At 68.1% G+C, this 20618-nt stretch carries 17 protein-coding genes; 11 read left to right on the top strand and 6 right to left on the bottom strand.

Features of this window, described 5'->3' with window-relative positions; genetic code table 11:
* Positions 1-9: 9 nt before the first annotated feature.
* From RD110_RS23955 to RD110_RS23945, 3 genes are all read right to left on the bottom strand, one after another.
* On the bottom strand, positions 10-918 hold the full coding sequence (locus tag RD110_RS23955) for a hypothetical protein (RefSeq protein ID WP_076202759.1): 909 nt from the start codon (positions 916-918) through the stop codon (positions 10-12).
* A gap of 76 nt (positions 919-994) precedes the next feature.
* Positions 995-2455 (bottom strand): sensor histidine kinase, encoded by a 1461-nt coding sequence (locus RD110_RS23950; RefSeq protein ID WP_076202756.1) that lies wholly within the window; start codon positions 2453-2455, stop codon positions 995-997.
* A complete protein-coding gene (locus tag RD110_RS23945; RefSeq protein WP_076202753.1) occupies positions 2452-3180 on the bottom strand; it encodes a response regulator in 729 nt (242 codons plus the stop codon). The genes RD110_RS23950 and RD110_RS23945 overlap by 4 nt, the downstream gene beginning before the upstream one ends.
* A gap of 105 nt (positions 3181-3285) precedes the next feature.
* On the opposite strand from RD110_RS23945, the gene RD110_RS23940 reads away from it, so the two are divergent.
* A complete protein-coding gene (locus RD110_RS23940) occupies positions 3286-3954 on the top strand; it encodes an HAD family hydrolase (protein WP_076202750.1) in 669 nt (222 codons plus the stop codon).
* A 7-nt stretch (positions 3955-3961) separates the two neighbouring features.
* Here RD110_RS23940 and RD110_RS23935 read toward each other — a convergent pair whose 3' ends face one another.
* Positions 3962-5719: a DUF4402 domain-containing protein gene (locus RD110_RS23935; protein WP_076202747.1), complete on the bottom strand. Its 1758-nt coding sequence runs from the start codon at positions 5717-5719 to the stop codon at positions 3962-3964.
* A gap of 169 nt (positions 5720-5888) precedes the next feature.
* Complete coding sequence (locus tag RD110_RS23930) at positions 5889-7595, bottom strand: Na+/H+ antiporter (RefSeq protein WP_076202745.1); 1707 nt, start codon at positions 7593-7595, stop codon at positions 5889-5891.
* A 216-nt stretch (positions 7596-7811) separates the two neighbouring features.
* Here RD110_RS23930 and RD110_RS23925 point away from each other — a divergent pair, with 216 nt between their 5' ends.
* The 7 genes from RD110_RS23925 to RD110_RS23895 are packed head-to-tail and all read left to right on the top strand — an operon-like array spanning position 7812 to position 16012.
* Entirely contained in the window at positions 7812-9434 is a 1623-nt protein-coding gene (locus tag RD110_RS23925; RefSeq protein ID WP_076202742.1) for a carboxyl transferase domain-containing protein, read from the top strand.
* Between the two features lie 5 nt (positions 9435-9439).
* Entirely contained in the window at positions 9440-10579 is a 1140-nt protein-coding gene (locus RD110_RS23920; RefSeq protein WP_076205575.1) for a CocE/NonD family hydrolase, read from the top strand.
* 10 nt (positions 10580-10589) lie between these two features.
* The gene (locus RD110_RS23915; RefSeq protein WP_076202739.1) at positions 10590-11372 is read left to right on the top strand and encodes an enoyl-CoA hydratase/isomerase family protein; all 783 of its coding nucleotides are present in this window, start codon (positions 10590-10592) and stop codon (positions 11370-11372) included.
* Positions 11373-11381: 9 nt separating this feature from the next.
* Positions 11382-12131 (top strand): DUF4126 domain-containing protein, encoded by a 750-nt coding sequence (locus tag RD110_RS23910; protein WP_076202736.1) that lies wholly within the window; start codon positions 11382-11384, stop codon positions 12129-12131.
* The gene (locus RD110_RS28975; RefSeq protein WP_076202734.1) at positions 12124-14124 is read left to right on the top strand and encodes an acetyl-CoA carboxylase biotin carboxylase subunit; all 2001 of its coding nucleotides are present in this window, start codon (positions 12124-12126) and stop codon (positions 14122-14124) included. Before RD110_RS23910 ends, RD110_RS28975 begins: the two co-directional genes overlap by 8 nt.
* Positions 14125-14153: 29 nt before the next feature.
* Positions 14154-15074: a 2-hydroxyacid dehydrogenase gene (locus RD110_RS23900; protein WP_076202731.1), complete on the top strand. Its 921-nt coding sequence runs from the start codon at positions 14154-14156 to the stop codon at positions 15072-15074.
* Between the two features lie 11 nt (positions 15075-15085).
* Positions 15086-16012 carry a hydroxymethylglutaryl-CoA lyase gene (locus RD110_RS23895; RefSeq protein WP_076202728.1) on the top strand — a complete coding sequence of 309 codons (927 nt, stop codon included), beginning with the start codon at positions 15086-15088 and terminating at the stop codon, positions 16010-16012.
* 66 nt (positions 16013-16078) lie between these two features.
* On the opposite strand, the gene RD110_RS23890 is transcribed toward RD110_RS23895, so the two are convergent.
* A complete protein-coding gene (locus RD110_RS23890; protein ID WP_076202725.1) occupies positions 16079-17014 on the bottom strand; it encodes a LysR family transcriptional regulator in 936 nt (311 codons plus the stop codon).
* A gap of 170 nt (positions 17015-17184) precedes the next feature.
* Here RD110_RS23890 and RD110_RS23885 point away from each other — a divergent pair, with 170 nt between their 5' ends.
* The 3 genes from RD110_RS23885 to RD110_RS23875 are packed head-to-tail and all read left to right on the top strand — an operon-like array spanning position 17185 to position 20607.
* Positions 17185-18726, top strand: coding sequence for an ABC transporter substrate-binding protein (locus tag RD110_RS23885; RefSeq protein WP_076202723.1), 1542 nt, complete (start codon positions 17185-17187; stop codon positions 18724-18726).
* Positions 18727-18759: 33 nt separating this feature from the next.
* A complete protein-coding gene (locus RD110_RS23880; RefSeq protein ID WP_076202720.1) occupies positions 18760-19677 on the top strand; it encodes an ABC transporter permease in 918 nt (305 codons plus the stop codon).
* A 9-nt stretch (positions 19678-19686) separates the two neighbouring features.
* Positions 19687-20607 (top strand): ABC transporter permease, encoded by a 921-nt coding sequence (locus RD110_RS23875; protein ID WP_076202718.1) that lies wholly within the window; start codon positions 19687-19689, stop codon positions 20605-20607.
* Positions 20608-20618 lie beyond the last annotated feature (11 nt).

Raw genomic sequence — 20618 nt, 5'->3', positions numbered from 1 at the left:
AAAGCCTTTTCAACGGCCGGTCTCGGCTTCCAGCGTGTCCCAGTAGCCGGCTTCGTGCAGCCGGTACATGGGCTGCTCGTAAGCCGGATTGGCGATGCGGATCAGTCTGCGGCCGCGCAGGTCGAGGCCGTGCAGGATGTCCTTCTTGAACGCGGTGTACATCTTCTCCATGCGGCCGTCGGCCCGCAGGCGCTCCAGACCCAGTTCCAGCCGTCGCCTGAGCCTTTGGCCCTCCGGGCTTTGGCTGACCAGGAAGTAGCGCGCCAGCGGATAGGCCAGCAGCAGGCTGCGGTCGATGGCCAGCGCGGGTTCGGCCGTGCGGTGGCGCTGGTATTCGGCCACGACCTCGTTGATGCCGCGTGGAAAGATGTCGAAGCGCTTGCCGGCCAGCATGTCGAACAGGCCTTCGTAGTTGCGGCCCGACACCACGCGGAGCTGGGCATTCGCCAGGATGTCGATGTCGGCCCAGCCCAGGCCCTGTCCCACCGTGAAGGCGCGCAGGTCGGCCAGCGTGCGCACGCCAGCGAGCCGGGCCTGCGTGTCCTTGTGGATCAGCAGCACCCGGTAGCCGGACAAGCCCTTGTCCAGCGGCACCGGCACCAGCGCGAGCCGGTCCGCATAGTCCGGCGGCAGCAGCACCCGCAGATACACCTGGATCTGGCCGCCGACCAGGGCCTCCATCGAGCGCTGGTGGTTCATGACCGCCGGCGCCTGTTCCAGGCGGAACGGGCCGTACTCGGCCTCGGTGGCCTGCAGCGCGGCTTCCAGCAGCCGCCAGTAGTAGCCGTAGCGCACATCCGAGCCGGATTCGGGCCGCGGATGGATGATCGTGGTGGTGGGCAAGGTTCCGGATCGCGCGGCCTGGGATGCGGCCGCGCCGTCACCGCCGGCCGACAGCGCCACCCCGATGAGGAGCACAAGAAACCGCCTGAATGGATTCAACGCCGTTCTCCGTTCGTCCCGCTTGCCGCCCAGCCCTGTCCCCGGTGTCAATTTACATCGAAGCCAGGTCGCCGGAAAGCCTTTGGCCGAAGTCTGCCGGCCCGGTGGCCGCCGGCAGCTGGATGCGCACCAGCAGGCCATGCGGCACCACCGGTGCCACGGCCACGGTGCCGCCGTGCCGCTGCACGATGCCTTCGACGATGGCCAGGCCCAGGCCGCAGCCGCCCGGCACCTCGCTGGCGCGCCAGAAGCGTTCGAACACATGGGCGAGTTCATCGGCGGCCAGGCCAGGGCCGTTGTCCTCCACCTCGATCACGGCCAGGCCCGGCTCGGTGCGGCTGGCATCGGCGCGCAATGTCACCGTCGCGCCGCGTCCCGCGTAGTGCAGCGCGTTGTCGATGAGGTTGATCAGGGCTTCGCGCAGCAGCAGTTTTTCACCGAGCAGCGGCAGCGTCTCGGCGCCCTCGAAACCGAGATCGATGCCTTGCGCGATGGCACGCGGCGTGCTCTCGCGCGCCACCTCGCGCACCAGCGCCGCGGCGTCGAACGGGGCGAAGCTGATGTCGGCCTCGGTGCGTGCGAGCGACAGCATCTGGTGCACCAGGTGCGCGCTGCGCAAGGCACCGGCATGCACCTTCTGCAGCCGCTCCCGCAGCGCGGCCGGGTCGGTCTCGCGCAGCGCCAGCTCGGTCTGGCCGATGAGCCCGGCCAGCGGCGTGCGCAACTGGTGCGCCGCGTCGCTGAGGAAGCGTTTTTCCTGGCGCACGCTGCGCTGTACCGCGGCCAGCAACTGGTTCACCGCGCCGGCCAGCGAATGCACCTCGAGCGGCGCCTCGGTGAGCTCGATCGGCGCGAGTGCACTCAGCGTGCGGCCGGTGCGGTCGCCCAGCGAGGCCTCGAGTTTCTTCAGTGGCCTGAGGCCCCGCGTGATGCCGGCGGTGATCAGCACGCCGAGCAAGCTGCCGGTGAGCAGCAGCGGCAGCAGCATGTCGGCCACCAGTTCCCGCGCGATGCGGTGCTGCACCGTCATGCTCTTGGCAATCTGCACGCGCAGGCGCTGCGGTGCACCGGCCTCGCCGTAGTTCACCTCGAGCAGCGCCACGCGCACCGGCTGGCCGTCGAGTTCGGCGCTGTAGACGCGCGTCTCGCCGGCGGGCGGCGGGTCGGTCCACGGCGGCGGCGGCATGCTGCGGTTGCCGAGCACGAACTGCCCCGGCGGCGACGACACCATGTAGCGCACGCGGTCGCTCGGGTCCTGCTCCAGGATGTCCTGCGCCGCGCGCGGGAAGTCCACCAGCAGGCCAGAGCCCATCGGCTTGACCTGCCGCGACAGCGAAAGCACCGTCTGCGTCAGCGACTGGTCGATGGTGTTTTCGGCATAACTCAGCGCGATGCGGTAGGCCAGCGCGCCTCCCACCAGCCACAGCAATACCTGCGGCAGCAGCAGCCACAGCAACAACAGCCGCTTCAGCGACAGGCCGGGCGCCCGGCCCGCGGCGGGCGGGGTGGTCATGGCCCCGAAGGTTCCAGCAGATAACCCAGGCCGCGCACGTTGCGGATGGACAGGCCCGACTCGCCGAGCTTGCGGCGCAGCCGGTGCACGTAGACCTCCAGCGCGTTGGAGGCCAGGCCCGCATTGACCGCGCTGGCGGTGCCCGCGGCGTTGTCGGCGGGCTCGGCCTGCCAGGCCGTGATCACATCCTCGCGGCTCACCACCTGGCCGGTATTGGCCACCAGCAGCGCCAGCAGGGTCCATTCGCGATGCGTCAGGTCCAGCGGCTCGTCGCCGAGCCAGGCCAGCGGCTGCACCGGGTCCACGCGCAGGTGCCGGCCGCCGGGTTCGGCCACCTCGAGCGAGCCACCGAAGGCCGGCAGCCGCGAACGGCGCAGCAGCGCCTGCAGGCGCGCTTCGAGCTCGGCCATGCTGAAAGGCTTGGTGAGGTAGTCGTCGGCGCCGGCGTTCAGCCCTTGCACGCGGTCTTCCACGCCGTCGCGCGCGGTGAGGATCAGCACCGGCAGGGCCAGCAGCCGCCGGCGGATCCAGCGCAGCACCGCCATGCCGTCGACCACCGGCAGGCCGAGGTCGAGGATCACGCCGTCGAAGCGCGCGGCTTCGAGCTGGGCCTGCGCGATGGCCCCGTTGGCCGCCGTGTCCACGCTGTGGCCGGCCTGCGCCAACTGCGCCGCCAGCGCGTCGCGCAGCAATTCGTCATCTTCTACGATCAGCAGGTGGGCCATGGGGGGGAGCATAACAAGGCGGCGCCGTTCGGGCGTGGAAGGCCGCCCTGCAGAAGCACGCGCGCGGATCGCTTGTTACCATCCTCCGCTTCTGAAAGGGACGGGATGAAATTCGAAGCGGTGTTGTTCGATTGTGATGGCGTGCTGGTCGATTCCGAGCCGATCACCAACGGGGTGTTGCGCGACATGCTCGAGGAACAAGGCTGGGTGCTCACGCCGGCCGAATGCATGCACATCTTCGTCGGCAAGGCGGTGAAGGACGAGGTGGCGGCCATCGAGGCCAACACCGGCAAGCCGGTCACCGAGGCCTGGATGTCCGAGTTCCGCGCCAGGCGCAACCAGGGCCTCGAGGAGCGGCTCCTGGCCGTGCCCCAGATCCACGGCGCGGTCGAGGCCATCCACGCCTACCACGCCGGGCGCATCGCGTGTGCGTCGGGCGCGGACCGCTTCAAGGTGGAGTTGCAGCTGGCCAAGGTCGGGCTGATGCGCTATTTCGAGGGGCGGGTTTTCAGCGGCCACGAGATGCCGCGCTCCAAACCCGCGCCCGATGTCTACCTCGCCGCGGCCGCCGCACTCGGCGTGGACGCTGCGCGCTGCGCGGTGGTGGAGGACACGGTCACCGGCGTGATGGCCGGCGTCGCTGCCGGGGCCACCGTGTTCGGCTATGTGCCCGGCACGCCGGAGCACGATGACCCGCATCCGCTGCTGGCCGCGGGGGCGGTGGCCATTTTCGGGCGCATGGGCGAACTCCCCGCGCTGGTGAACGGCGTCTAGACGCCGGTCAGGGCGCCGGCTTGTGGAACAGCACCAGCCGGGTGGTCACCGTGGCGCTGTCGCCGTTTTCCGATGTGCTGGTGGTGAATTCCTTGGTCGCCATGACGTCGCCGCCGACGATGGTCCAGTTGCGGATGGCCAGGCCGAAGTTCGGATCGGCCAGGCTTTCGAGCCAGGTCGGGTAGCCGTTGATCACCCAGTTGTCGTACTGGGGCGAGGTCGATGGGTCGTTTTCGCAACCGCCGCTACTTCTGGGGGTGCGCAGCGTCCGGCTGTAGCCCGAGCCGAAGCCGTGCGGCACCACGGCCGGTGAGAAGACGAAGTCCTGCACCAGCGCGCGTTGCGCCACGCCGCCGGATTGCGCGGTGAACCCGAGGTTGCCGAGGATGCCGGCATTCACACCTTGCACACCGCTGACGGAGGCGCAGGTGTTCGGGTAGTAGACGGTGTAGTTGCTCGAGACCAGCGGGACTTCGGCCACGGTGCCCGACACGAACAGACCGCCGCTGGCGAACACGCTGACGCCGAGGTTGAACGGCATCGGCAGGCGGGCGCTCACGGTTTCGTTGACGTTGCGCGCGTACTGGTCGGTACCGCCGGAGAAGCGCAGGTCCGAGTCGATCTGCAACTCGAAATTCAGGCATTTGGCCGTGGCCGCCTCGGCGTCCTGCAGCCAAGTGGGCTCGACACCCTTGCCGTCGGACAGGCCCAGCAATTGCGCCTGCCGCGACAGGCCGAGGTAGTAGGGCAGCATGCGGGTGATGATGTGCTCGTCGCGGCACAGCGCATATTCCTCGCGGGTGCAGGCGGCGGTGGCCACGCTCATCAGCGAACCGCCCAGGGCGTCCTGCGCACTGCCGTCGTCCGCATAGCCCAGCAACTGGCGCTGGCGCGCCGTGCCCAGCACGGTCTGGATCGCCAGCCGGCCCGCGGCGCAGCTGCTGCCCGCGGCGGCCACGCGTGGCTTGACGACCTGCTCGTCGTAGGCCTTGAAGATGTCGTCCAGCAGCAGTTCGGCCGGCGCCTGGCCGAGCAGCTGGCGTTGGCGCTCCTGCGCCAGCCGTTCCGCCGCCAGGCTTTGCAGCCGCGCTTCCGCATCGCCGCCGAAGCGGTGGCGCACAGGCTCCAGCGTCGCGTTGGTGCCGGTGGTGGCCAGCAGCAGCGCGTAGCCGCTGAAATGCATCAGCTTGAGTTTGACCTCGCGCGCGGCCGGGTCGAGCGCGGCCAGCGAGACGGTGTTGTCGGCGCCGCTCCAGCCGATCGGGATCTGCCGCTCGATCGGCGCGCTGGCGCCGGCCGGCGGGGTGATGGTCAAGGTCACGAAATCAAGGAAGCTCGCGCCTTCGGGCCCGAGCTGGACGCCATAACCCGCGCCGGTGGCCAGGCCGGGCACGCTCACCGAAGAAAGCGGTGTCATCGTGATGTCAATGGCCTGCACCATGGCGTCGGCGGGCACGGTCAGCGTGAAGACCGTGCCGTCGGCACCGGTGGCCGTGACGGTGCCACCCGTGGGGGACACGGTCTGGGTGACGCTGCGCGCCGTGTCGGCGGCCAGCGTGGCGCGCAGCGGGCTGGCGTCGACCGTCAGCGTGGTGCCGGCCGCGCCGCTGGCGCCAGTTCCACCGGTTCCGCCCGTGCCGCCTGGCGTGGTGTCCGCGTTGCCGCCACCCCCGCCGCCGCATCCGACCAGCACCGCGGCCAGGCCTGAGGCCAGCCAGCGCGTGGACGGCCAGCGGCGGACGGGCCGGATCTGCCGGTGAGCCATGAGGGGTTTGTCGGGAAATGTCGGGCAGGTGGGCATGGCGAAGTGCTCCTGGAAGGACGGAAAACTCGGATGGCGGCGTGGGGCGGAAACCCTTGGGAGCGGGCCGTGCCGCAACGCGCGAGCCATCCTAAAACCAACCGGCACCGGCGCAAATGGTTTTATTACCGGCTCAATGCCCGCCCGGTTCTCCGGTCGTTTCGCCGGCCGTTGACTTGCCCGCGGCCTCGGCCCTGCGGCGTTTGCGCACCACCACTTCGGCGAGGTCGATCTCGTGCACCAGTTCGCGCAACGTGTCGTCGTTGATGCGGTGGCTGCGCCGCAGCGTGTAGAGCGCCTGGCGCTCGGCCCGCAGGCACGACAGGCGCAATTCCATCTCCAGCGCGTGCAGCCGGCGGGCCGTGGCCGGATCGGCGCCGCCGGCCGCGTCGGGCCGGTCGAGCGCCTGCCCCAGGATGCGGCGCTGGTAGTCGCCGGCCACGCGCGCGGCGACTTCGGCCCGTTCCACGTCACGGTGTGCCGCGGCCAGCGGTGGCAGCGCGTCCAGGCTGTCCACCGCCGCCTGCGCGGCCAGCACGCGGGCTTCGCGTTCCTCGCGCCGGTGCGGGTTCTCGCGCTCGGCGGGCAGCTGGCGCATCAGCAGCGGCAGGCCGATGCTCGCCGCCAGCAGCGTGAACAGGATCACCCCCGTGGCCAGGAAGATCAGCAGGCCGCGCGCCGGGAACGGGCTGCCGTCGGTGAGCGTGAGCGGCACCGACAGCGCCCCCGCCAGCGTGATCGCGCCGCGGATGCCCGCGAGCGCGGCCGCGGCGACGATGCGGCGCGAGGGCACATCGACCGGACGGCCCTTGCGCACCGCCACATGGATCGCGCGGCGCACGGCCAGCGCCATCCAGAGCCAGCGCAGGCCCAGCAGCACGAGGGAGATCGCCAGCACGTAGCCCGCCAGTGTCCAGGCGAAGCCCTCGCCGTAGCTCAGGCCGCTGCCGATGATGGCCGGCAGCTGCAGGCCGAGCAGCAGGAAGATGGTGGCGTTGAAGGTGGACTCGATCATGGTCCAGGCGCTTTGCGCCTGCATGCGCTCGGCCACGTGTTCGCTGCGTTCGAGGTCGGCGAAATTCAGGGTCATGCCGGCGCTGACGGCCGCCAGGATGCCCGAGACACCCAGGTGTTCGGCCACCAGGTAGGCCGCGAACGGCAGCAGCAACAGCAGCACCACGGTGTGGATGTTGGCGTCCTCGTGCAGCTTGGAGGTGACCGCGTCGCGCAGCCGGCTGAACAGCCAGGCCGTGACCATGCCCACCCCCAGGCCACCGCCCACCAGCCACAGGAAATCGGCCCCTGCCGCGCGCCACGAGAACACGCCGGTGAGCGTGGCCGCCACGGCGAACTTCAGCGCCACCAGACCCGAGGCGTCGTTGAGCAGCGACTCGCCCTCCAGGATGTGCATCAGCGGCCCCGGCAGGCCGACGCGCCGGCCGATGGCTGCCACCGACACCGCATCGGTCGGCGACAGCACCGCGGCCAGCGCGAAGGCCACGGTCAGCGGCATCGACGGGATCATCCAGTGCACGAAGTAGCCCAGGCCGAGCACGGTGGCGAAGACCAGCCCGAAGGCCAGCGTGACGATGGGCCGGCGCAGCGCGTAGAACTCGCGCTTGGGCATGCGCCAGCCGTCGGCGAACAGCAGCGGCGGCACGAACAGCAGCAGGAACATCTCCGGGTCCAGTGCCACGTGCAGGCCGTCCTGCGGCAGCGAGATCGCCGCGCCCAGCGCGATCTGCAGCAGCGGCAGCGGCACGGCCGGGATGTAGCGCCCGGCCAGGCCGGTGAAGGCGCCGAGCAGGAGCAGCAGCAGGACCAGTTCGACGGAGGACATCAGGTGACGGGAGGCGGCGCTGGCATGGGGTTGTGCGGATGCGGGGATCCGGCGGCGAGGAGTACGCTTGCTGTTTTCTTTATATCTGCGCTTTGGTTCCGGTCGGAACCGGTGCGGTAAAGACCGTGTAATTTTTCCCCTAGAATTGACGTTTACGTAAACGTCAATTGCCGACGTCCAGAACGCAAAGTTCGAAAAGAGAACAAGGAAAGCCGCATGCCGATCCTGGAGACACAACTCAACGCCCGCTCCGCCGATTTCCAGGCCAACGCCGCGGCCATGCGCGCACTGGTGGACGACCTGCGCACGAAGCTGGCCCAGGCCGCGGCCGGTGGCGGCGAGGCGGCGCGTGCCAAGCACACGGCACGCGGCAAGCTCTTGCCGCGCGAGCGCGTGCAGATGCTGCTCGACCCGGGCACGCCCTTCCTGGAACTGTCGCCTTTGGCCGCGCTCGGCATGTACCCCGACCGCGACGGCTCGGACAGCGCGCCCTGCGCCGGCCTGATCACCGGCATCGGCCGCGTGAGCGGCGTGGACTGCATGATCGTCTGCAACGACGCCACGGTGAAGGGCGGTACCTACTACCCGTTGACGGTCAAGAAGCACCTGCGTGCGCAGGAGGTGGCGCAGCAGAACGGGCTGCCGTGCATCTACCTGGTGGATTCGGGCGGGGCCAACCTGCCGAACCAGGACGAGGTCTTCCCCGACCGCGACCACTTCGGCCGCATCTTCTACAACCAGGCCAACATGAGCGCGCAGGGCATCGCCCAGATCGCGGTGGTGATGGGCTCGTGCACGGCCGGCGGCGCCTACGTGCCGGCGATGAGCGACGAATCCATCATCGTGAAGAACCAGGGCACCATATTCCTGGCCGGCCCGCCGCTGGTGAAGGCCGCCACCGGTGAAGTGGTGAGCGCCGAAGACCTGGGCGGCGGCGACGTGCACACGCGGCTCTCGGGCGTGGCCGACCACCTCGCGCAAAACGACATGCATGCGCTGGCGCTGGCCCGCGCCTCGGTCCGTAATCTGAATAGAAAAAAGCCTGCGACGCAGGTGGAATCTGCGCCTGATGCTCCTCATTTCGCAGCAGAAGAGCTGTATGGCGTGATTCCGGTGGACACGCGCAAACCCTTCGACGTGCGCGAGATCATCGCCCGTATCGTCGACGGCAGCGCGTTCGACGAATTCAAGGCGCGCTACGGCACCACCGTGGTCTGCGGCTTCGCGCGCATCGAGGGCATGTCGGTGGGCATCATCGCCAACAACGGCATCCTGTTCAGCGAATCCGCGCTCAAGGCCACGCACTTCATCGAACTGTGCTGCCAGCGCAAGGTGCCGCTCGTCTTCCTGCAGAACATCACCGGCTTCATGGTCGGGCGCCGGTACGAGAACGAAGGCATCGCCAGGAATGGCGCCAAGATGGTCACCGCCGTGGCCACGGCCAACGTGCCCAAGTTCACCGTCATCATCGGCGGCAGCTTCGGTGCGGGCAACTACGGCATGTGCGGCCGCGCCTATTCGCCACGCTTCCTGTGGATGTGGCCGAACGCGCGCATCTCGGTGATGGGCGGCGAGCAGGCCGCCGGCGTGCTGGCCACGGTGCGGCGCGACGGCATCGAGGCCAAGGGGGGCACCTGGAGCGCCGAGGAGGAAGAAAGCTTCAAGGCGCCGATCCGCAACCAGTACGAGGTGCAGGGCCATCCGTACTACGCCACCGCGCGGCTATGGGACGACGGCGTGATCGACCCGGCCGACACGCGCCGCGTTCTGGCGCTCGGCCTGAGCGCGGCGCTGAACATGCCGATCCCGGATGTGAAGTTCGGTCTGTTCCGGATGTGAAGGCCATGGTTTGCGTTGCCCGATCCAGCGCCGCTGTTCTTCTTCTTGGCCTGGCGCTTTGCACGCTGGCACGCGCGGATGAAGTGCCGCCGAATCCGGCGCTCGGCGAGCGTATCGAGTTCACCAAGAACGACAAGCTCTTCCCGGTGAACCTGCAGATCACGGTGTTCCAGCCTGAAGGGGCAGGGCCGTTTCCGGTCGTGGTGTTGAACCATGGCAAGGACGGCGGCAATGCGCACCTGCAGGGACGTAACCGCGCCGTGGCCGCCACGCGCGAATTCCTCAAGCGCGGTTACGCGGTGGTTGCGCCCATGCGGCAAGGCTTCGCGGGCTCGGGCGGTGCTGCTGTGGGTGAGGGTTGCAACATCGAAGGCAACGGTGAGGCTCAGGCCGAAGACGTGAAGACGGTGGTGCGCTGGCTGGGCACGCAATCCTGGGTCGACACCAGCCGCATGATGATGATGGGCCAGTCGCATGGCGGACTCACCACCATGGCCTATTCGCAGGAGCCGCACCCCGGCTTCAAGCTGTTCGTGAACTTCGCCGGCGGGTTGCGTTACCTCGTCGGTTGCCAGTGGGAATTGGCCTTGCGCGATGCGATGGGAAGTTATGGCCAGAAGAGCCATGTACCGTCGATTTGGTTTTATGGCGCAAACGACAGCTACTTCCCACCGAACGTCATCAAACCGGCGTTCGAGGCTTTCATGGCCGCGGGCGGCAACGGAGAAATGGTCGCCTATGGGCCGTTCGGCGTCGATGCGCACGCGATGTTCGGCAGCGCCGATGGGCTGGACATCTGGCTCGACAAGGTGTTGGCCAAGATGCGCAGCGTCGGCCTGCCCACCGACGTGGTGGCGCCGCGGTACGGCCTGTCGCCGGACGCGCCGCCGCCCTCCGGCTACGCGAAGGTCGATGATCTCGATGCCTTGAAGCGCGCCAATCCGGGCTCCGAGGCGTCCTACCGGATATTCCTGGCCAAACGCCCGCCGCGCGCCTTCGTCATCGCCACCAGGATCGGCCAGCAGGCCTACACCTGGGGCGGCGACGACCCGCCGAAAAGAGCGCTCGAGCTGTGCAAGCAGCGCCACAAGGAAACTTGCACCGTCTATGCCGTGGACGATCACGTCGTCTGGCAACAACCATGAGGAGACAGCCATGAGTGAGGTGGAAACAAAGATCGCGGCACATGTGGCCGTGGTGCGGCTGAACCGCCCCGAGGTGCGCAACGCCTTCAACGACGAGGTCATCGCCGGCCTGGCCGAAGCCTTCGCCACGCTGGGCGCAAACGACGACGTGCGTGCCATCGTGCTCGCCGCCGAGGGCCCGGGCTTCTGTGCGGGTGCCGATCTCAACTGGATGCGCCGCATGGCGGAATACGGTGTCGAGGAAAACCTGGCCGACGCGGCCAAGCTGGCCGAGATGCTGCGCCGGCTCTACACCTGCCCCAAGCCGACCATCGCGCGCGTGCAGGGCGACGTGTTCGCCGGCGGCATGGGCCTGGTGGCCGCCTGCGACATGGCGGTGAGCGTGGACACCGCCAGCTACTGCCTCAGCGAGGTGCGGCTGGGCCTGATCCCGGCCACCATCGGCCCGTACGTCGTGCGTGCCATGGGGGCCCGCGCGGCGCATCGTTATGCGCTCACGGCGGAGCGTTTCGGCGCGGCCGAGGCGCTGCGCATCGGTTTCGTGCACGAGGTCGTGGCCGCCGATGCACTCGACGCCAAGGTGGCCGAACTCACCGGCGCACTCGTCAACGCCGGCCCATCGGCGGTGCGTGCCAGCAAACGCCTGGTGCAGGACGTGGCGGGGCGCGACATCGACGCGGCGCTGATCGCGCGCACGGTGCAAGGCATCGCCGACATCCGCGCCAGCGCCGAGGGCCGCGAAGGGATGACGGCCTTTCTGCAGAAACGCAAGCCGGCCTGGCTGGCGGGCTGAGGGCTGCCCATGGAAGCACTGTGGCAAAACTTCGTGCAGTGGCTGCACACGCTGGGTCTGCACTTCGGCCCCGGCGCGGCCCGTGTAGCGGGTGACATGGCGGGCGAGGTCGGCGCGGGCGTGGCGCACGTGGCGCAGCGCATGGACCTGGCCAGCCTGCTGGCCCTGGCCGCCGCGCTCGGCTGGGCCAGCGGTTTCCGGCTGTATGCGGTGGTGTTCATCACCGGCCTGGCGGGGCTGGCCGGCTGGATTCCGCTGCCGGCGGGGCTGCAGTTGCTGCAGCATCCCGCGATGCTGGCCGCCAGCGGCAGCATGTTGTTCCTCGAATTCTTCGCCGACAAGATTCCGGGCGTGGATTCCTTGTGGGACATCGTGCAGAGCGTGGTGCGCATTCCCGCCGGCGCAGCGCTGGCCGCGGCCGTTTTCGGTGCCGACAACGCCACCATGGCCGCCGTGGCCGGCCTGATGGGCGGCACCCTGGCAGCCACCAGCCAGGCCGCCAAGACCACCACGCGCGCGGCGATCAACGCGTCGCCCGAACCGTTCTCCAACGTGCTGGCCAGCCTGGTGGAAGACGCCATGCCGGTGGCCGCGGTATGGCTGGCCACCACGCATCCGCTCGTCTTCGGCGGGCTGCTGCTGGTCGTGGTGGTGCTGATGTGGATCGTCACCTGGGTGCTGATCAAGTTCTTGAAGGCCGCGTTCGCGCGGCTGTCGCGTTGGTTTTCGGGTTCTGAAAAAGGTGGGCTGAATGTTTAAGAAAATCCTGATCGCGAACAGGGGGGAGATCGCCTGCCGGGTTGCGGCGACCGCCAGGCGCATGGCCATCAAAACGGTTGCCGTGTATTCGGATGCCGACGCCAACGCCAAGCACGTCGTTGCCTGCGACGAAGCCGTCCACATCGGCGGCAGCGCACCTAAGGACAGCTACCTGCGCTGGGAACGCATCCTCGAGGCCGCGCGAGAAACCGGTGCCGAAGCCATCCACCCGGGCTACGGTTTCCTCAGCGAGAACGAAGACTTCGCACGCGCCTGCGCCGCCGCCGGGCTGGTGTTCATCGGCCCGCCCGCGTCGGCGATCCAGGCCATGGGCCTGAAGGCCGAATCCAAGCAACTCATGGAAAAGGCCGGTGTGCCGCTCGTGCCCGGTTACCACGGCGCCGACCAGGACCCGGCGCTGCTGCGCCGCGAGGCCGACCGCATCGGCTACCCGGTGTTGATCAAGGCCAGCGCGGGCGGCGGCGGCAAGGGCATGCGGGCGGTCGACAAGGCCGAGGACTTCGCCGGTGCGCTCGCCTCGTGCCAGCGCGAAGCCATCAACAGCTTCGGCGACGATGCGGTGCTGATCGAAAAATACGTGCAGCGCCCGCGCCACATCGAAATCCAGGTGTTCGGCGACATGCATGGCAACTACGTCTACCTGTTCGAGCGCGATTGTTCGGTGCAGCGCCGCCACCAGAAGGTGCTGGAGGAAGCGCCCGCGCCCGGCCTCACGCCGGCCATGCGCGAGCAGATGGGCAACGCCGCCGTGGCCGCCGCGAGGGCGGTGAACTATGTGGGGGCGGGGACGGTGGAGTTCATCGTCGAACAATCCGGCGATGGCATGAAGTTCTTCTTCATGGAGATGAACACGCGGTTGCAGGTCGAGCACCCCGTCACCGAAGCCATCACCGGCCTCGACCTCGTCGAATGGCAACTGCTGGTCGCGTCCAACCACAAGCTGCCGCTGCGCCAGGATGCGTTGCGCATCCACGGCCATGCCATCGAGGCCCGCATCTGCGCCGAGACGCCCGACAACCAATTCCTGCCCGCCACCGGCACGCTGGCCGTGTACCGCAAGCCGGCCTGCACCAGCTTCGAACGTGGCCAGGTGCGCATCGACGACGGCGTGCGTGAAGGGGATGCGATCTCGCCGTTCTACGACTCCATGGTGGCCAAGCTCATCGTGCACGGCGCCACGCGGGCCGAGGCGCTGGCCCGGCTCGACGCGGCCCTGGCGCAGGTCCAGATCGTCGGCCTGGCCACCAACGTGCAGTTCCTGCGCCATGTGGTGCAAAGCCGGTCGTTTGCCGAGGCCGATCTCGACACCGCGCTGATCCAGCGCGAGCAGGCGGTGTTGTTCCGCCAGGAAAAGATCGGCCTGGCGCTCGCCGCGGCGGCGGCCGTGGCGTCGACCCTGCTGGCCGAGCGCGCCGGCGTCGACGGCGCAACATGGGCTGACCCCTGGGCGCGCCGCGATGGCTGGCGCAATGCGGGCTTGAACGTTCGGCGCTTCGCCTTCGATTTCCACGGCGATGCGGCCGAGGCCACGCTGACCTACCTGCACGACGGCGCGCTGCACCTGGCCGTGGATGGGCAATCCGGCCCGCTGCGGTTCGAAGCCGGCGCGGGCGACATCACGCTGCAGTTCCTCGGCCAGCGCCACCCACTGCGCGTCGACCGCCGCCTCGAGGAGGTCCACATCTTCGCGCCGCAGGGTGCCACGCGCATCACCGTCGTCGACCTGCTGGCGCATGCGGGCGAGGTGCACGGCGAGGCCGGCCGGCTCACCGCGCCGATGCCGGGCAAGGTCGTGTCCTTCGCGGTGAAAGCCGGTGAAACGGTGAAGAAGGGCCAGGCCCTGGCGGTGATGGAGGCCATGAAGATGGAGCACACCATCGCCGCGCCTGCCGACGGCGTGGTGCAGGAACTGCTGTACGCGCCGGGCGACCAGGTGACCGAGGGCTCCGAACTGCTCAGGCTCGCGGTTTAATAAGGGCTGTCCAACCCCAATTGACTTCCATGCGCATCACCTTCTGTTGTACCGGCACCAAGGCCCAACCCTGGCTCGAGGGCCTGCGCGCGGCGCTGCCCGAGGCCACCATCGAGGAATGGGCGCCCGGCGCGCCGCAGGCCGACCACGCCATCGTCTGGGCGCCGCCGCAGGCCATGCTGGACGAGCAGCCCGGCCTCAAGGGCATCTTCAACATCGGCGCGGGTGTCGATGCGTTGATGCGGCTCGCGCTGCCGGCCGGCGCCACGGTGGTGCGGCTCGATGATGCCGGTATGTCGGTGCAGATGGCCGAATACGTGTGCCACGCCGTGATCCGGCATTTCCGCGAATTCGATGTTTGCGAGGCCAACCAGGCCCATGCGCGTTGGGCCTTCAACAAACAACTGCGCCGCAGTGACTTCCCGGTGGGGATCATGGGCATGGGCGTGCTGGGGGAACGCGTGGCGAAGTCGCTGCTGCAGTTCGAGTTCCCGGTCAACGGCTGGAGCCGTTCGCCGAAATCGGTCGAAGGCGTGCGTGGCTTCAGCGGCGAGGCGCAGTTCGACGACTTCCTCGCCGCCACGCGCGTGCTGGTCTGCCTGTTGCCGCTCACGCCCGACACGGTGGACATCATGCGGTTCGACACCCTGTCGAAGCTGCGCCCCGGCGGCTATGTGGTGAACGTGGCGCGCGGCGGCCACCTGGTCGATGACGACCTGATCAGCCTCATCGACCGCGGCCACCTCGCCGGCGCCACGCTCGACGTGTTCCGCACCGAGCCGCTGCCCGAAGACCACCCGTTCTGGTCGCACCCGAAGATCGCCGTCACCCCGCACACCTCGGCCCGCACCGTGCGTGACGACAGCATCGCGCAGATCGTGGGCAAGATCCTGGCGATGGAGCGGGGCGAGCCGATCGCGGGTGTGGTGCATGCGGACCGGGGTTACTGAAGGAAACTGCCATGTCTTTAAGCAGCACGCTGCCCAGCAAAGTCAAACTCGTCGATGTAGGCCCGCGCGACGGCCTGCAGAACGAAAAGCAGATGGTGCCGGCCGCCGTCAAGATCGAACTCGTGCAGCGGCTGCAGCAGGCCGGCCTGAAGGAGATTGAGGTCACGAGCTTCGTGTCGCCCAAATGGGTGCCGCAGATGGCCGATGCGGCCGAGGTCATGGCCGGCATCACGCGCCAGCCGGGCGTGCGGTATTCGGTGCTCACGCCCAACCTCAAGGGTTTCGAGGCCGCGCTGGCCACCCGGCCCGACGAGATCGTGGTCTTCGGCGCGGCCAGCGAGGCTTTCAGTCAGCGCAACATCAACTGCTCGATCGCCGAAAGCATCGAGCGCTTCCGGCCTGTGGTCGAGGCGGCGCGTGCCAACGGCATCTACGTGCGCTCGGCCATTTCCTGCGCCGTGGGTTGTCCCTATGAAGGCGAGATCGCGCCCGAACGCGTCGAGATGGTCGCGCGGCTGATGAAGGGCATTGGCGTGCAGCACTGCGGCGTGGCCGACACCATCGGCGTGGGCACGCCGATCAAGGTGCAGCGCGCACTGGACGCGGCACTGCGGCACTTCGCCATCGACGACATCTCGGGGCATTTCCACGACACCTATGGCCAGGCCCTGGCCAACACGCTGGCCAGCCTGCAGATGGGCGTGTGGCAGTTCGACACCTCGGTGGCCGGCCTGGGAGGTTGTCCCTATGCGAAGGGCGCCACCGGCAACGTGTCGACGGAAGACGTGGTGTACCTGCTGCACGGCCTGGGCATCGAGACCGGCATCGACCTGGACCGACTGGTGGACGCGGGGCAATACGTCAGCGATTTCCTCGGCCGCAAGCCGAATTCGCGCGTGGCCACGGCGTTGCTGAACAAGCGCCAGAGCGCTGGTTGAAGGCACTTCGACAAGCTCAGTGCGAACGGGCTGGGGTGAGCCGGGTTGTCGCGCCCCGTGGAAAAATTACTGACCCACCGGCCCGGCCAGGCGTGCCTTGAGGTAATCCAGGAACACCTGGGCCGTGCGTGACAGCGTGCGGCCCACCAGCGTCTGCACCTCGATGTTGCGCAGGTCGAGCCCCCGGTCCTTCAGGCGGACCGCAGCCAGTTCGCCGCGCGCCACCTGGTAACGCACCGAGATTTCGCCGCAGATGGTGATGCCCAGCGGCGCGTGCCGCAGAAAGCCCAGCAGCGCGCTGATGTAGCTGCTGGTGAGCACCGGCTCCAGGTCCAGTCGCTGGCGGCTGCAGGCGATGTCGAACAGCTGGCGCACCGTGGTGTCCGGCTCCGGCAGCGCCAGCGGATAGGGCTGCAGCTGCAGCAGGCCGAGTTGCTTCGCCTGCGCCAGCGGGTGCGCGTGGCCCATCACCGCCATCACCGGCGAAGGCTGCAGGTGTTCGATCTTGATGTCCTTCTCGGCTCCCCGGCTCATCACCACGCCGATGTCCGCGTCGCCGTGCAGGATGCGGCGCGTGGCTTCCGCCGGCGGATACACGCCAAGGTGGAACTGGATGCCGGGATGCTGGCCGGAAAAATCACTGATGAGCCGCGGCAGGAACTCCATCGCAAAACCTTCGGTGGCGGCGATGCGCACCCGCCCGCGCTTCATGCCCTGCAGGGCGAGCACGTCCTGCACCACGCGCTCGGCCTCGTGTGCCGACTTGATCGCATGCACCGCCAGCAGCTCGCCGGCCGCACTCGGCACCATGCCGCGCGCATGCCGGTCGAACAGGCTTGCGCCGAGCAGCTCTTCCAGGTGCGCGATGTGCCGGCTGATGGCCGAGCCGGCCACGTTGAGCCGCGTCGAGGCTTCGCTGATCGAGCCGCAGCGCACGACTTCGAGGAAGTAGCGCAGCGCGGTGTCCTGGAGCTGGCGTGCGACGAGTTGCGAGGTGGGCATGGTTTTTCCGATGACAGCGGTCTATCGCATTGTGATTCACGCGCGAGATGAAGCGTTGCCTTTTTGATAACGACGAGGTCGAAAATCTGTAATGGCGGAAACGCTTGCAGGGCCTCATTCTTGCAACTGGTCAAGCGAATCGGTTTCAACCAACACGCAAGGAGTTAGTAATGGGGCATCCATCCACCACCCTGGTGCAGCGCGGCATTCTGGCGCTGGCCTTGGCCGCCGCGGCGACGGCCATGACCTCGGCCCACGCCGGCAGGGCCAACGACACACTCACCTACGCCTCCGACAGCGAGGTCGAGAACGTGAGCCCGTACCACAACAACATGCGCGAAGGCGTGATCCTCGCGGCCATGGCCTGGGACACGTTGATCTACCGTGACACCAAGACCGGCGAGTTCAAGCCCCAGCTCGCCACCGCCTGGAAGTGGGAATCGCCCACCGCGTTGAACATCACCCTTCGCCAGGGCGTGCTGTTCCAGAACGGCGACAAGTTCACCGCCGACGACGTGGTCTACACATTCAACGAAGTCACCGGGCCGGATGCCAAGATCGCCACGCGGCAGAACACCGACTGGATCAAGAACGTCGAGAAACTCGGCGAGTACCAGGTGCGCATCAACCTGAAGACACCGTTCCCGGCCACGCTCGAATACCTGGCCGGCCCGACGCCCATCTACCCCGCGGCCTACTTCAAGAAGGTCGGGCTCGAAGGCTACAGCAAGGCGCCGATCGGCACCGGCCCGTACAAGATCACGGCTGTCATTCCCGGCCAGGGCGTGACCATGGTCAAGAACCCGGCTTACTTCAAGGACAGCCCGGTCGGCCAGCCGAAGATCGGCAACGTCAAGTTCGTCGTCATCCGCGACCCCGAGGCGCGCCTGGCTCAGCTCATGACCGGCGCGGTGGACTGGATCTGGCGCGTGCCGGCCGACCAGGCCGAGTCGCTCAAGGCTGCGCCCAACCTCACCGTGCTCAGCGGCGAGACCATGCGCGTGGGCTTCATGTCGATCAACAACAACGGCAGCACACCCGAGTCCGCGCCGTTCAAGGACGCGCGCGTGCGCCAGGCGCTGAACATGGCCGTCAACCGCAAGGGCCTGGCCGACAGCCTGGTGCGCGGCGGCAGCCAGCCGGTGTATGCCCCGTGCTTCCGAACGCAGTTCGGCTGCGAGACGGGCAAGGTCGTCAAGTACGAATACAACCCGGCCAAGGCCAAGGCCCTGCTGGCCGAGGCCGGCTTCCCGAACGGCTTCGATACCGACCTCTGGGCCTACCGCGAACGCGAATACGCCGAGGCCATGATCGGCGACCTGCGCAAGGTCGGCATCCGCGCGCGCCTGCACTTCGTGCAATACCCAGCGCTGCGCAACGAGATCCGCTCGGGCCGCGCGCCGCTGTCGTTCCAGGCCTGGGGTTCGTTCTCGATCAACGACGCCTCGGCCTTTGCCGGCAACTACTTCAAGGGCGGCCCGGACGACACCGCCAAGGACCCGCAGACCATCGCCCTGCTGCAGACGGCCGACGCCACCGTCGACAAGACCGAACGCAAGGCCAAGTATGCGCAGGCGCTGCAGCGCATCTCCGAGCAGGCCATGTGGGCGCCGCTGTTCTCGTATTCGACCAACTACGCGTTCACGTCCGACCTGAAGTTCGACGCCCAGCCGGATGAGTTGCCGCGCTTCTTCGCGGCGAGCTGGAAGTAAGCCGAACCTGAACCGAAGCCGAGGGCCAGAACCATGCTGATCTACATCTTCCGCCGGCTGCTGGTGGCCCTTTCGGTCATGCTGACCGTGGCCGTCATCAGCTTCATGCTGCTGCACCTGTCGGGTGACCTGGCCACCGCCATCGCCGGACCGGAATCGAGTGCCGCCGACGTGGAGAAGATCCGCGTGCAATACGGGCTCGACCGGCCGATCACCGCGCAGTTCTTCGACTGGCTCGGTGCCGCTGCGCGGCTCGACTTCGGGCGATCTTTCTACTTCCAGAACACGGTGGTCGAACTCATCGGCGAACGCCTGCCGATCACGCTCAAGCTCGGCGGCGTCGCCCTGCTGCTGGCCGTGGTGGTGGCGATCCCGCTGGGCGTGCTGGCCGCGATCTACCGCGACACCTGGATCGACCGGCTGTCGCTGATGGTGGCGGTGATCGGCCAGGCCATGCCGACCTTCTTCTTCGCGCTCACGCTGATCATCGTGTTCTCGGTCGGGCTCAAATGGTTGCCGGTGGCGGGCAACACCACCTGGCAACACTTCGTGCTGCCGGCCGTGGCGCTGGGCTACTACGCCATGCCGGCGATGATGCGGCTCACGCGCGCCGGCATGCTCGACGTGCTCGGCTCCGACTACATCCGCACCGCGCGCGCCAAGGGTCTGAGCCCGGCACGCGTCGTCTTCAAGCATGCGCTGCGCAACGCCATCATCCCGGTGGTGGCGCTGGCCGCGGTGGAGCTCGGCTTCATGCTCGGCGGCTCGGTGGTGATCGAATCCGTGTATTCGATGCAGGGCCTGGGGCAGCTCGCCTGGGACTCGATCTCGCGCAACGACTACCCCGTTGTGCAGGCCGTGGTGCTGATCATCGCCGTGTTCTACATCGGCCTGACCTTCGTGGCCGATGTGCTCAACGCCGCGCTCGATCCGCGCATGCGAACCCGATAAGGCATCGCTATGAACGCTTCCACTTTGTCTCCTTCCACAATGGCCGCCAAGCCGGTACTGGCCCTGCCGCGCACACCCGCCTGGCGCCGCCTGCTGCGCCGTGTGCTCGGACAACACGGCCTGACCATCGGCGCGGTGATGCTCGGCCTCATCGTGCTGGCCGCGCTGTTCGCACCCTGGCTCGCGCCGCACGACCCCTACGCGCAGGACGTCACGCAACGTTTGATCCCGCCCATCTGGCACGACAAGGGCAGTTGGGAGCACGTGCTCGGCACCGACAAGCTCGGCCGCGACTACCTGAGCCGGCTGCTGTACGGCGCACGCGTGTCGCTGGTCATCGGCTTGGTCACGGCGGTGATCGCCGGCACCATCGGCACCACGCTCGGGGTGCTGGCCGGCTACTACGGCGGCCGTGTGGACGCGGTCATCAGCTACCTGATCACCACGCGCCTGGCCATGCCGGTGGTGCTGGTGGCGCTGGCCATGGCCTCGCTCGTCGGTGGCTCGCTGAAGGTGGTGATCATCCTGCTCGGCCTGTTGTTGTGGGACCGCTTCGCCATCGTCACGCGTTCGGCCACGCAGCAGTTGCGCGACGCCGAATTCATCGCCGCGGCCAAGGCCCTGGGCGCCTCCACGCCTTACATCCTGCTGCGCGAGCTGCTACCAAATTTGATGAGTGCGCTCACCGTGGTGGCCACGCTGGAGATGGCGCACGCGATCCTGCTCGAATCCACGCTGTCCTTCCTCGGCCTGGGCGTGCAGCCGCCCACGCCGTCCTGGGGCCTGATGGTGGCCGAAGGCAAGGCCTACATGTTCTTCCAGCCCTGGGTAATCCTGATCCCGGGCGTGGTGCTGGCGCTTTTGGTGTTGGCCATCAACCTGGTCGGCGACGGCATCCGCGATCTCACGGCACCCGACGGCCGGAATTGAAGGAGCACAAG

Origin of the sequence: Rhodoferax koreense (genome assembly GCF_001955695.1) — a bacterium.
GTDB lineage: Bacteria > Pseudomonadota > Gammaproteobacteria > Burkholderiales > Burkholderiaceae_C > Rhodoferax_B > Rhodoferax_B koreensis.
Note: the sequence above shows the minus strand (reverse complement) of the source record. Positions and strands in the feature narration are given on the sequence as shown.

Coding starts and splice junctions, on each gene's coding strand:
- RD110_RS23950 (WP_076202756.1), bottom strand. CDS start 2,455: ATGACCACCCCGCCCGCCGCGGGCCGGGCGCCCGGCCTGTCGCTGAAG.
- RD110_RS23945 (WP_076202753.1), bottom strand. CDS start 3,180: ATGGCCCACCTGCTGATCGTAGAAGATGACGAATTGCTGCGCGACGCG.
- RD110_RS23940 (WP_076202750.1), top strand. CDS start 3,286: ATGAAATTCGAAGCGGTGTTGTTCGATTGTGATGGCGTGCTGGTCGAT.
- RD110_RS23935 (WP_076202747.1), bottom strand. CDS start 5,719: ATGGCTCACCGGCAGATCCGGCCCGTCCGCCGCTGGCCGTCCACGCGC.
- RD110_RS23930 (WP_076202745.1), bottom strand. CDS start 7,595: ATGTCCTCCGTCGAACTGGTCCTGCTGCTGCTCCTGCTCGGCGCCTTC.
- RD110_RS23925 (WP_076202742.1), top strand. CDS start 7,812: ATGCCGATCCTGGAGACACAACTCAACGCCCGCTCCGCCGATTTCCAG.
- RD110_RS23920 (WP_076205575.1), top strand. CDS start 9,440: ATGGTTTGCGTTGCCCGATCCAGCGCCGCTGTTCTTCTTCTTGGCCTG.
- RD110_RS23915 (WP_076202739.1), top strand. CDS start 10,590: ATGAGTGAGGTGGAAACAAAGATCGCGGCACATGTGGCCGTGGTGCGG.
- RD110_RS23910 (WP_076202736.1), top strand. CDS start 11,382: ATGGAAGCACTGTGGCAAAACTTCGTGCAGTGGCTGCACACGCTGGGT.
- RD110_RS28975 (WP_076202734.1), top strand. CDS start 12,124: ATGTTTAAGAAAATCCTGATCGCGAACAGGGGGGAGATCGCCTGCCGG.
- RD110_RS23900 (WP_076202731.1), top strand. CDS start 14,154: ATGCGCATCACCTTCTGTTGTACCGGCACCAAGGCCCAACCCTGGCTC.
- RD110_RS23895 (WP_076202728.1), top strand. CDS start 15,086: ATGTCTTTAAGCAGCACGCTGCCCAGCAAAGTCAAACTCGTCGATGTA.
- RD110_RS23890 (WP_076202725.1), bottom strand. CDS start 17,014: ATGCCCACCTCGCAACTCGTCGCACGCCAGCTCCAGGACACCGCGCTG.
- RD110_RS23885 (WP_076202723.1), top strand. CDS start 17,185: ATGGGGCATCCATCCACCACCCTGGTGCAGCGCGGCATTCTGGCGCTG.
- RD110_RS23880 (WP_076202720.1), top strand. CDS start 18,760: ATGCTGATCTACATCTTCCGCCGGCTGCTGGTGGCCCTTTCGGTCATG.
- RD110_RS23875 (WP_076202718.1), top strand. CDS start 19,687: ATGAACGCTTCCACTTTGTCTCCTTCCACAATGGCCGCCAAGCCGGTA.